Source organism: Pseudanabaena cinerea FACHB-1277, from assembly GCF_014696345.1.
GTDB lineage: Bacteria > Cyanobacteriota > Cyanobacteriia > Pseudanabaenales > Pseudanabaenaceae > Pseudanabaena > Pseudanabaena cinerea.
On sequence record NZ_JACJPY010000105.1, the window covers coordinates 1 to 12323 of the forward strand.

General features: G+C 44.2%; 10 protein-coding genes and 1 pseudogene. 6 read left to right on the forward strand and 5 right to left on the reverse strand.

Features of this window, described 5'->3' with window-relative positions:
* The 5 genes and pseudogenes from H6F44_RS20255 to H6F44_RS20275 form a co-directional block, all read right to left on the reverse strand.
* Positions 1 to 272: pseudogene (locus tag H6F44_RS20255) on the reverse strand (ATP-binding protein); the annotation flags it as partial.
* 46 nt (positions 273 to 318) lie between these two features.
* Positions 319 to 588, reverse strand: coding sequence for a restriction endonuclease (locus tag H6F44_RS20260; protein WP_190352905.1), 270 nt, complete (start codon positions 586 to 588; stop codon positions 319 to 321).
* A 305-nt stretch (positions 589 to 893) separates the two neighbouring features.
* Positions 894 to 2618, reverse strand: coding sequence for a SulP family inorganic anion transporter (locus H6F44_RS20265; RefSeq protein WP_190352906.1), 1725 nt, complete (start codon positions 2616 to 2618; stop codon positions 894 to 896).
* Complete coding sequence (locus tag H6F44_RS20270; RefSeq protein WP_190352907.1) at positions 2619 to 3176, reverse strand: rhodanese-like domain-containing protein; 558 nt, start codon at positions 3174 to 3176, stop codon at positions 2619 to 2621.
* Positions 3177 to 3322: 146 nt separating this feature from the next.
* On the reverse strand, positions 3323 to 4021 hold the full coding sequence (locus H6F44_RS20275) for an MBL fold metallo-hydrolase (RefSeq protein ID WP_190352908.1): 699 nt from the start codon (positions 4019 to 4021) through the stop codon (positions 3323 to 3325).
* Positions 4022 to 4275: 254 nt separating this feature from the next.
* On the opposite strand from H6F44_RS20275, the gene H6F44_RS20280 reads away from it, so the two are divergent.
* The 6 genes from H6F44_RS20280 (at position 4276) to H6F44_RS20305 (ending at position 12183) form a co-directional block, all read left to right on the forward strand.
* Positions 4276 to 7629 carry a PAS domain-containing protein gene (locus tag H6F44_RS20280; protein WP_190352909.1) on the forward strand — a complete coding sequence of 1118 codons (3354 nt, stop codon included), beginning with the start codon at positions 4276 to 4278 and terminating at the stop codon, positions 7627 to 7629.
* A 136-nt stretch (positions 7630 to 7765) separates the two neighbouring features.
* Positions 7766 to 8257 (forward strand): DUF4079 domain-containing protein, encoded by a 492-nt coding sequence (locus H6F44_RS20285; protein WP_190352910.1) that lies wholly within the window; start codon positions 7766 to 7768, stop codon positions 8255 to 8257.
* A gap of 41 nt (positions 8258 to 8298) precedes the next feature.
* A complete protein-coding gene (locus tag H6F44_RS20290; RefSeq protein ID WP_190352911.1) occupies positions 8299 to 10773 on the forward strand; it encodes a hypothetical protein in 2475 nt (824 codons plus the stop codon).
* A gap of 402 nt (positions 10774 to 11175) precedes the next feature.
* On the forward strand, positions 11176 to 11436 hold the full coding sequence (locus H6F44_RS20295) for a DUF4258 domain-containing protein (RefSeq protein WP_190352912.1): 261 nt from the start codon (positions 11176 to 11178) through the stop codon (positions 11434 to 11436).
* Complete coding sequence (locus tag H6F44_RS20300; RefSeq protein ID WP_190352913.1) at positions 11423 to 11617, forward strand: DUF2283 domain-containing protein; 195 nt, start codon at positions 11423 to 11425, stop codon at positions 11615 to 11617. Before H6F44_RS20295 ends, H6F44_RS20300 begins: the two co-directional genes overlap by 14 nt.
* Before the next feature lie 335 nt (positions 11618 to 11952).
* A complete protein-coding gene (locus H6F44_RS20305; RefSeq protein WP_190352914.1) occupies positions 11953 to 12183 on the forward strand; it encodes a hypothetical protein in 231 nt (76 codons plus the stop codon).
* Positions 12184 to 12323 lie beyond the last annotated feature (140 nt).

Below are 12323 nucleotides of genomic sequence, written 5' to 3' on the forward strand. Positions count from 1 at the left end.
AGGATGGCTTGTTCCGCGATTTCGGGTTGATCTGGGAAAGCGGAGCCGACTTCAACAGACACCATGAGGGCGGTATATTCACCACTGGCGGTTAGTTCTTGCGCGAGGGTGAGCATGGCGGTGGTTTTGCCGACTTGTCTCGGTGCATGGATCACGAAGTAATTTTCTTGGGCGATCAGGTTTTTAATCTGGGGGATGCGCTCTGTAGAAGAGAGCATATAGTGAAGGTTGGGTTTGCAGGGACCTGCGGTGTTGAAGTGTTTTCTTTGCATGATGATTAATAGGAAGTAGTGTGAACAAATATGGCTTGAGGATGATCTAATACAAATGGCTAGTTTTCTCTACTAACTGATATTTCACGCCTAAAGGCTCAAATAAAGCAAAGTGCTTTTCACCACAACTAATTTTCGTTTTCTCTAATTCTCGTAATTCATGATGATCTAATGTGCCTTTGGTTGATGTCTTTTTTATCTTTCCCTTTACCGATTTTATCGCTGGCAAAGTAGCCGTTAATTCGTGAATGGTACGTAGGAATGTGTAAGTTTTGCCAGTGCCTGTTTCCATTTCAGCAGAGAATTGTAAGTTCATAAAATATCTGTACTCATTTGCTAATTTGCACGAAAATATCTATAGGAATCTATAGGATTATAACCTTTCCCTAGAGGGCGCACTGCGATGACCCTTGCTACACAACATATCCCTATTGTTATCCCTATTGTTACGCTCGATCGCTTCTTGCAACAGCCAGAAATGCAGCCTGCAAACTGCAATTAATGCTTTGTAATGTTAATTTTTCAGCGCGATCGCCTACAGATAGGTTCATTCGCCTCTGATGGCAAATACCACGACATCCGTTAGTGGGGCGATCGCTTGTCGTCAAGGTGGCGATCGCGCTAAATGCCTGCTAGCTCACGCATGGCGATATCGGTGGACAAGAAAAAGCGATCGCGTCCGACATAATCGACAAAACCGATGTTGAGTAATTTATCCATTACGGGTCCTTTTACTTCTGAGAAATAGAAGTTAATGCCAATGAATTTTAAATCGGCGATCAGGCTTTCAATAATCTCTAAGGCACTAGCATCAATGAGATTAACGGCGCTGCATACCAACACAATGCTAGTGATATTAGGGTGATCGCTAATTTCGCGGCTTAAAAAATTTTCCATGTACTTAGCATTGGCAAAGTAGAGGCTGGCATCAACACGGATCGCTAAAACTTGAGGACTGGTTTTGACCTCGTAACGGAGGACATTACGGAAATGTTCAGATTCGCCTAAGCGCCCGACGATCGCAATGTGGGGGCGGCTGGTGTGCCATAGGTGCAGCGACAAAGCGATGATCGTACCAAAAATAATTCCCTTTTCGACACCTAAAACTAAGACAGCGCTAAAGGTGACTAGCCAAGCGATCGCATCGGCTTTGTCATAGTTCCACATCCGTTTCAGGGTGGAAAAATCAATCAATTTATAAACGGCAGTAATGATGGTTGCGGCGAGACAGGTTTGCGGTAAAAAATAGAACCAAGATGTAAAGAACATCACCGCGATTGCGACTAGTATTCCCGTAATAATCGAAGCTAAGCCCGTATTTGCCCCTGCGGCAAAATTCACCACCGAGCGACTGACTCCGCCTGTCACAGGATATCCACCCGTAAAAGCGGCGCTTAGATTCGCCGCACCAAAAGCAATCAATTCCTGATTCGGATCAATCTTTTCCCGCCGCTTGCTCGCGAGGGCTTGCGCTCCTGAGAAGCCTTCTATATAGCCGACTAAAGCGATCGCTGTTGCCGCAGGTAATAGCGATCGCCAAGTTTGCAGATCAAATGTTGGCATACTTAAAGGCGGTAAGCCCGATGGAACCATACCGACAATCCTAAGTCCCGCAACTTGATCCCATCGGAAAATCGAGACTAGCAAGGTTCCTAAAATCACAACGAGCAAAGGTGCGCTTTTGGAAATAGGTAATATCTTCTGCTCGCTCCAGCCTTGTCGCTTTAATAATTTGACTAGGGGCTGATTGAAATAGAGTAGCATCGCAATGCTAGTTAATCCCAAACTAAGCGCGACCCAATTAACTTCGGTAATTTTGCCAAGAGTTAAAGTGAAAAGTTCAATAAATGACTCCGTAGCAGGAATCTTTAAACCCAGTAAATGCCTGACCTGACTAAAGCCAATGATGATCGCGGCTCCACTAATGAATCCTGAAATTACGGAACGGCTGAGGAAATTCACTAAAAACCCCATCCGCAAAACGCCCATGCCAATCTCAATGATCCCCACTAAAAAGGCGAGGGCGATCGCTAGGGCTAAATATTCGGAACTGCCTTGAGGGGCAAGCTTGGCGATCGCCGCCGCCACCATTAAAGAATCAACGGCAACGGGACCAACCGACAAAACCTGACTTGTACCTAATAATGGATAGATAATTGCAGGTAAAATACTGGCATAGAGTCCAATTTGTGGCGGCAGTCCTGCAAGCAGGGCATAAGCCATACCCTGCGGAATCAAGAGACTGGTGACAATAATCCCTGCGGTAATATCGCCAAATAGATGTTTAGATTGATAGTTACTTAACCAATTGAGCGCAGGAATATATAGCTGTAATTGCTTAATCATCTATCTTTGCTTGTTGTAGGGCAGCATTGACAATAAATTCGCCATTGCACAGGTGTTAGAGATTCCTGCAAACATCAGCCCCGCGCCGACAAATCCTGTTAAGAGCATAAACCAAGGGGAAACCGTCGCACTTAAAACTGTGCCTAAGAAAACAAGGGAACCTGCCGTGATTTGGACTTGGCGCATAATGCTGATGGGTGCATTCTTATTTGCCTTGATGGGCATCCCCTGCGATCGCCATGCCATGATCCCACCTTTGAGGTGCGTCACTTCTGCAAAGCCCGCATCAATCAATTTTGCCGCCGCCTGTGCGGAGCGATTGCTAGAGCGGCAATAGAGAACTAGCTGTTTATCAGAATTGAGAGAAATTTGCTGAGGATCAAAATTCGATAAGGGAACTAGAACTGCGCCATCAATTCTCTCACTGGCAAACTCATCAGCTTCGCGTACATCAATTAGTTCCACAGCTTGGCGATCGATAAGCTTTTTGAGATCTTGAACGTCAATTAGTTTGATTTGAGATTCGGATACAGAGGTGAGATTTTGTGAAGTTGTCATAGGTTTCAGGAAGTTGTGAATTAAATAATTGCAAGAGGAACAGGCGGAGATCCCCCTCAATCCCCCTTGTGAAGGGGGAAGAAGATAATTTAATTTATTCTCCCCCCTTTGGTAAAGGGGGCTGGAGGGGATCTAAACCTTATTCATTAAACTGTAAGGGCAACCTTGCCGCAACGCTCGTTGGCGGGTACGGCTTCGGCGATTTTTTTAGGATCGGGCAAATTGAGACTGCCCATAAACTCGATAAACTGAGCGCGATCACGTCCCACAAAACGGGGATTCCATTGCTTTTCTTCGCCTATGGTGGATACCAAATTACCGCGATAGTCATGCCCAGGATAAACCAAGGTTGCATCGGGCAGCGTGAATAGCCTTTGGGTGACATGATCGTACAATGTACCCGCATCACCACTTTGGAAGTCAGTGCGTCCGCAACCGCGAATCAGCAACGCATCACCCGTCAATAAATGTGTGCCATCAACCAAAAAAGACATATGGCTGTCGGTATGTCCAGAGGTGGCGATCGCCCCAATTTTAATCCCGCCCACATGCAAAACTTCTTCGTGTTTGACATAGCGGTTGGCACAGGCTGCATGGGCATTTTCAGGAACAATGCCTGCACAGCCCGTAAGTTCGCGTAATTTGCCCGTACCTGTGATATGGTCAGCGTGAATATGGGTTTCCAAACAAAATATGAGGGTCAAGCCCAACTCCCGCAAAAGTTTAAGATCGCGCTCCACCTGCTCTAAAACTGGATCGACTAGAACTGCTTCCTTTGTCGCTGGGTCAGCAATCAGGTATGTATAGGTTCCTGTCTCTTGATCGAATAGTTGACGAAATAGCATGGCAGTAAATTTCAGAATTTCTAAAGTCTTTTTATTACATTACCATATAGTAATATAAAGCGCAAGAGATAAATAAAATGCAAAATCATAGCCTTCAAGGCTATAATAATGGGTTTATATACTGTTATCGAAAACTGCTTCACCAAATTGGCTTCATCAGCCTTCGCAATCTCCTAAAGCTATCTAGCCCCAAATTATCATCTGCTTGACGAAATTGTAAATTGTACAGATCCTAAGCAAACTAATTTATTACCATGTCATCAACCAATACTTCGGAGCGAGATATAGAACAACGATTAGAAGAACATTTTGCCGATGCTTTAGAGCGCATTACATCCCTATCTTTACAAATTAATAATGCCTCTAATTTGATCGATATGTTAAGTATCGCCGTCCAGCAGGCAAGGGAGCTATTAAGTGGCGATCGCACATTAATATATCAGTTTCTGCCCGATGGCGATGGCGTGGTGATGGCTGAGTCGGTGGGCGAAGGGTGGAGAGCCATTTTAGGGGAATTGATTGGCGATCCTTGTTTTCCTCGCAAATATGCCCAACTCTATCAGGAAGGTCGCTGTCATGCAATTGAGGATACGCATATACAGCAAATGCAGCCCTGTTATGCAGAACTCTTAGCAAAGATGCAAGTGAGAGCAAGTCTCATTATGCCCATCTTGGTTGGTTCGCAACCCCATCTATTTGGTTTGCTGATCATTCATCAATGCGATCGCCCGCGCCAGTGGCAACCCTTAGAAATTAGCCTCCTTCGCAATATCACCACTCAATTAGGAATTGCCCTAGGGAATGCCAAATTTTTTGATACTGATGGAGACAGGGGCGATCGCCCAAACTGTGAATTAGCTTTACACCAAAGTGAGACCCGTCAAAGGGCAATCCTTAGAGCTATGCCAGACTTACTATTACGAGTCAGCCGCGATGGTCTATGTCTGGATTTTATGGCTTCTTCTATTGCTAAAGAAAATCAGTTTGTGCCTATACGACAACATCTATCAGAGGTTTTGCCGCCCGAATTGTTGCAACGCCAACTCCAAGCCATCGCACAGGCGATCACCACCAATCAATTGCAGATATACGAGCATCAACTGCTTAAATTCGGCAACCTTGCCTATGAGGAAGTCCGAGTTGCAGCGATTAATGAAAATGAAGCCCTCGTAATTGTCCGCGATATCACCGATCGTGTGATTTCAGAGAATTGTTTAGAACAAATTTCTCGCCATGTCCCTGGCGTAATTTACCAATATCATCTCAGACCTGATGGCAGTTCCCATTTCCCCTATGCCAGTCAAGGTATCCGCGATATTTATAATGTATCCCCTGAGGATGTATGTGAAGATGCTTCTGTGGTCTTTGCTCGACTATATCCAGAAGATGTCGAGCTTGTGGTCAAAACAATCGCTGAATCTTCCCAAAATCTCACAGTATGGCAATGTGAATATCGAGTGCAGTTTGATGAGCAACGGATCATTTGGGTTCAAGGTCGAGCAACTCCCCAACGTCAAGTCGATGGCAGTATTCTCTGGCATGGATATATTAATGAGATTACCGATCGCAAACTTGACGAACTAGCATTGCAGGAAAGTAGAGCCAAACTGAGAGAAGCTTATAACGAGCAGAAAGCTCTATTTGCCGCCATGAGTGATGTGGTATTAGTCCGTAATGCAGAAGGAAATTGTTTGAAAGTCGTTCCTACCCAAACAACAAATTTGCGAGGTAATCCCGAAGAAATAATAAAGCAATCGATTTACGAAGAGCTACCCCCGCCAACAGCACAGATTATTGTCAATGCAATTAAACAATCCTTAGCAACCCAAAAAATCGTCAGTTGTGAATATAGTTTTGACATTCATGGTCGAGAAGTTTGGGTTGATGCCAATATCTCTCCCATATCTGAGCATAGAGTAATTCAATTTGCGAGAGATATTACAGTACGAAAGCAAATTGAAATTGCCTTACGCGAGAGCGAAGCTCGCTTTCAAGAATTGGTAAATATCGTTCCTTGCGTGATTTATACCCTAGTCAAAACCGTCAATGGAGCAAATCGCTTTGAATACCTCAGCCCCGTATTTGAGAAAATCCTTGAAATATCAATCGCAGAAGCATATCAAAACGCCGAGGTTGTTTTTGACTTAATCCACCCCGACGATCGCCAAAACTATCTAGATACCGTTCAACATAGTCTAAGTACTATGCAACCGCTTTTCTTTGAAGGGCGGATCATCGCCCCTTCTGGCAAGATTAAGTGGTTACGGGTTAACTCCTGCCCGATCGTTCGCGAAAATGGCGAAATCTTCCGCCATGGCGTGCTAGTTGATATTACCAACCTCAAACAAACAGAGTTAGAGCTGGCTAAGGCTAAACTCGATGCTGAAGCGGCAACCAAGGCAAAGAGCGAATTTTTGGCAAACATGAGCCATGAGATTCGCACACCGATGAATGGGGTATTGGGTATAGCGGAACTGCTTGCAGCCACAGGTTTGACCGCAGAGCAGCAAAATCTCGTCCAGACTATTCAAGATAGTGGGAATACTTTGCTAGCGATCGTTAACGATATTCTTGATTTCTCTAAAATCGAAGCGGGAATGATGACCTTAGAAGCCAAGGAATTTGTTTTAGATGATATCTTGTCCTCTGTATGCAAGATTTTAGAAAAACAAGCCCTAGACAAGCAAATCCAACTTGATTATGCGATCGCCCCCCATCTTCCTAGCAAATTTATCGGCGATCGCACGCGACTATACCAAATCTTACTCAACCTGATTGGTAATGCCCTTAAATTTACGCAAATTGGTCATGTGGCGATCTCCGTCAGAGGGCGATCGCCAGTCAATACGCAAACTGAACCATATCAACTCATCTTTGAAGTTCGCGATACAGGCATAGGCATTCAGCGCAAATATCTAGCGGAACTCTTTCAAGCCTTTACCCAAGTCGATGCTTCGACCAGTCGCAAATATGGCGGTACGGGATTAGGCTTAGCCATTACGAAACGCTTAGTTGAACTAATGGGAGGCACAATTTGGGTAGAAAGCTTGGGTCATGTTGGGGGCAATCCGCCGCTAAATTGGCTACCAACCTCAGCCTCCCAAGGCTCCACTTTTTACTTCGCCATCAATTTATTTACCAGCTCAGCGACTCTGCAACCGCAGAAACCACAGATGGCAATCACCATAGATGCTGAAATGGCGGCGAAATTTCCTTTGCGAATTTTGTTGGTAGAAGATAACATTTTCAATCAAAAAATTGCTAGTCTTACCCTCGAAAAATTGGGATATCAAGCGGACATCGCCCACAATGGCTTAGAAGCAATCAGGATGGTCGAGCAGGAAAACTACGATCTCGTGTTGATGGATGTACATATGCCCGAAATAGATGGCTTGACTGCAACCCAACTAATTCGCCGCAATTGCAAATATCGACCTTGGATTGTGGCGATGACTGCTAATGTCTTACCAGAAGACCGCAAAGCTTGTTTCGAGGCAGGCATGAATGACTACCTAAGCAAGCCCTTCAAAGTTAAAGATATAGTTCAGATATTGTTGACTTATATGAGAAATAATATGGAAGGCGATCCCACCTTGGCAGATCTTTAATGGGTTTGAGCGGATGCGCTATAGAGTTTGTCAAGTAACATCAATAGCCTCACATACACACAAAAATTGTTAGAATCTGAAAAGTCTTTATAAATTTTAAAGATTTTTATAGTTTCTTAACACAGCCCACAAAACGATGACAGAATTTGCCAATAAACTCGCGGAAACCCTGCAACCGATCGCCGATCAATTTAAATCGCTCAATGTCCCTGAGTCAGTTACCCATTGGGGACATCCCTTTTTTATGGGCATCGTTATTTTTGCCATGGGATCATTTGTTGCCATTTCAGGATGGCGCGGACGCACAGCCACCGAGCCTGAAATTGCTAACAAAAATAAAGCCGACCATCGCAAAGTTGCGCCCTTGATGACCGTATTCCTAGCAACGGGCTACACAGGTGGACTTTTATCTTTGGTAATGCAGGGAGAGCCGCTTCTCGAAAGCCCTCACTTTATTACTGGTTCTGTCGTGCTGACGCTCTTAGCGATTAATGGCGCAATCTCTCTAACAGGGTTTGGCGGCAATCAACCTGCTCTCCGCAATGTCCATGCCTATCTAGGCAGTGCGATCGTGGTATTGCTGATTACCCATGCGTTCCTAGGGCTAAAGCTAGGGCTATCTATCTAGAACTTAGCGCCTGTAGAAAAACAAAAAATAAAAGCGTTACTTTGCAACGCTTTTATTTTTTGAGAATGATCACCTTTTGTTGCTATACAAGACCAGATACGTTACTATTTGCCTACCGCACACCTACCAAAAGCACACTTACGTCTGCGATCGCCGCTATGGAAAACTGGGAGTTTTTGTTGCAACGCAAAGGTGACAAGTCCTGGTTGCCTTTAGAGTCTCCAACTGTGGAGATTTTAGAGGGGCAGTATCGACTCGCAGCCCGTTCAACCCAGGCGAATATGCCTGTGAATGTTGCGATCGCCTATCGCCCCCTCGCCGAAGCCCGCCACGAGCCTTTTCAACAAAAAATTGCAAAGCGCGTTAGCAATGATGGTTTATTGATCGTCATGCCTTATACAAACTTAGTGGCAGGTTTTTGGGAAGTTGAATGTGCTGTTGGTAATGAGCAAGCTGTTAGGGCTGTAAAGTTTGATGTTATTCCTATATCTTTTGAGTCAGGCAGCGACTGGCAATATTATGAACCAGATTATGAAGCGGGAGACGAAACAACCGCTAACAGTGATCTGGTCTTAGAATCTGAAAATAATTACGATAATATTTTAGGGCTGACACAAAATGAATTCCCACAGCCAGAGCATAGTTCACCAATTCTAGCAATTGCCGAGCAGCGTTCCACAGAATTGGTACAATCTATGTTTGATGAGTTCTCTCTATTTGAAGAGGATGAGGATGAGACAGAGAATGCTCCTGACCTAGCGGCAGAGTCCACGCTAGATGAAAAAGAGCCAATTGAAGCGCCCATCGCCCCACAAGGTCGGTCATCTTTCAATCAACCGCGCATCTTAATCCAGTTGCATCAGCCCCAATATCTAGTCAGCGATGAAAATCGGTTTACATTGACAGGTCTAGCTTACACAAGGGGCGATATAGAAATTGTTCTCAAAGATCCACAAACCCTTGAGGTTGTCGTTAAGCGCCGTTATGCGCTCGCTAATACTGACACAATCACTGGCACAATCACCGATGGCGCGATCGCTTTTAGTTATGAAGTAGATGTACCACCACCAGAGCAAATACAGGTATTAATCGGTGAAGTGCAAATCTATCCGCATAAAGACTTTCAGCAGCATCAAGAATTATGGATCGGACAACAGGCGATCGCTGTATCCTACCCTGCATCAAGAGTATTGCCGAATATGCTCAAGGCTGCCCGTGAGCAAGAGATATCAGTGGCAAAAGCTCCAGTAATCGAACCAACCCCAATAATCGAGCCACCAAAGCCACCAAAGCCACCAAAACCCACATTAAGCCTACCACCATTGCCCTCTAACAAAGCCAAGGTTGCCCCCAACCCTGAGCCACTAAGCCTAGATCTTCCCCTATCACTGCCGCCATTATCGCCACTTTCCCAGCCTGAGATCAATTCATCCCGTGAGGTGCAACTCCCAACAGAAATCGATGCCCTCGAAAAGCTAGAGGCAGAGTTTGCTCAGATCAATTTTGCCGAAGAATCAGCGAGTGATCCCATAGGTTCTGCAACTTCTAAACAAGTAAATAGACAATTGGAAGAGCCAGAATTGTTCTATAGTTTTGAAGAAGATTTGCCGCAAAACTATGACGAAATCATAGAGAAACAGCGTACAGAACCAGATTTAATTAGTAATTTGCCACCCATTAGGCGCTCTAACCCACGCGATCGCAGTAATCGTTTTTTAAATAAGTTACAAAATCTATCGGCAGAAGCGATCGCCGCCCAAAAGGAAAGCCAACGCCATGAAGAGTTAATACTCGATACATTTCCTCCTAGCGATCCTCTATCGGAGAATCTGACGGTTCCCTTTGTTGCGGAGGATGGTTCGGAGAATCTCGCAGCTTTATCAATAGACCTTGACCATCCGACCGATCCACGCACAATTGCGGAGTCCAGTAGCCTTGCTGCCCTAGACTTAGAGCTAGATGCCGAGTTTGATCGCTTAGTGACCACCAACTCAGACACAATTCTTAATGAATATGTGTGGGAAGAGACTGTTGATCCTAATACCTTTCCTATTGCTGGAATGACTGGTGCTAGTGCAACCTTAGCAGAAACAGCCCAAACCATTCGCAATCTTCAAGAACACCCAGCCCCAGCCTATCCAGAGCAGGAACCAATTCCGATCCCTGAGATTATTGTTGCTGAAGGCGAAATCATTTCGGGTACACCCATGACTGCGATTGTGCGGCTGTCATTGCCAGCGATGGCAATATCGCCAGCGATCGCCCCTAAATTTTTTGTAAAGTTCTGGATCAAAGATTTACAAACCCGCACGATCATTGATGGACCACGTTGGCTATTGGACTTTAAGCTAATTCCAGATTCAGTGATGATTGAAACTCGCACCAATATTTCTATCCCTCTGAGCAGTATTGATGTTGCTTTTGAGGCGATCGCGATCGAATCACAAAGTCAACGCGAAAGCCATAAAGCTAGAATCACACGCCCTGTTGCTCCACCCCATTTGGGTAATGCTTGACATTTGTTAGAGAATGAATAATAAGCATGGGTTATCTTACGCCACATTTTTACCCACGTTCTGCCCTTGTTTTACTGAAAAAATAGTAACTAACCACAACAAAAGGAGAGAACTAAACAAAAAAGAGAATTGTCACGAAAAAGAGAGCCGAGAGAGTCAAGAATATGAAGCCCTTGCTGTCTGAGAGTAGAAATATAACCACGAATACGAGCAAAAGCATTAGCGCCCTTGAGCGCACGAAAACATCCCGAAGTCTTCAACTTCAATCACCCACAAAAAACGCGATTGCCCAATCATCCACAAAAAAGTACAATGCGATCGCCATACTTATAAACCTGTTAATAAGTAAGCGGCAAACGCATAACTAATGAGGTTAAAATAAAATCATGCTATCAATAGTTTATGAAAGAAATTCGGTTTAGCGAACACGCTCGATTAAAAATAGATGTTTTAGCAAGTCGGGGCGTGAGCATAGATCTAAATTTTGTTTTCGATACAGTGCGATCGCCAGATAAGTTAGAAATTGGAGAAGAAGATAAACTAATAGCTCAAAGGCGATTAGACGAAAATTTAGTACTTAGAGTTGTTTATCGGGACTTTGGCTCGTTCATTTTAATCATCCCCCTTTATCCTGGTAGGAGATCTAGATATGAAAAAGATTAGCTATAGCAAAGATGTTGATGCGCTCTTAATTGAAATCTCTAATGATGCGATCGCCTATGCAGAAGAGGATGGTCAAGTAATTTTGCATTATTCACCAGACGACAAACTAGTTTTAGTTGAGATTCTAGACTTTCGCCGCTTTATGTCTAAGGAATCTGTTGCTGCAATGTTAGCTGCTTGATCATTTTTTCAAGAATCAATTTGCGTTTGCTCACCCACCCACCCACAATAAAACCGCGATCGCCCACTCACCCAACAAAACGAGATCGCCCACTCACTAACCTAAACGTGATCGCCTAACCATATAAAACGAGATCGCCCCCCTCCACAAAAACGCGATCACCCAACCACCCACACCAAAACACGATCGCCCATTCACACTCAAAAAACGCGCTCGCCCAATCACCTGACTCACCAAAAAAGCGATCGTCTAGAATCGTTTAATGTTAATAAGTTAGAATTAGAAATATACCGAAGATAGTTGTTAAGAAATTTTGTAATAGTTAAGGAAGTCTTATGATGGTCTTTCAGCAAATCATTGATTCTATTGAGGGTTTGTCAATAGAAGATCAGGATTATTTGTTTGAGCTAATCCGTAAGCGGCGAATTGAGAGTCGGCGGCAGGAAATTTTGGCTAATTCTGAAGAGGTGATGAAATCATTTGAAAATGGAACGGCAAAAAAAGGAAGTGTGGATGATTTGATTGCTGATTTACTGGGGGATGATGATGCAAGTTGTTTGGAGTAACGGATTTAAACAGTCTTTCAAAACAATTACAAAGAAAAACTTGCTGTAAATAATTCGTTGATGGCTAAACAGGTTGAGAAGGGAAGCAAAGATGATTCCAATGACCATTAAGTTCAGCTATCTTGAGCAAGCTTAAAGCT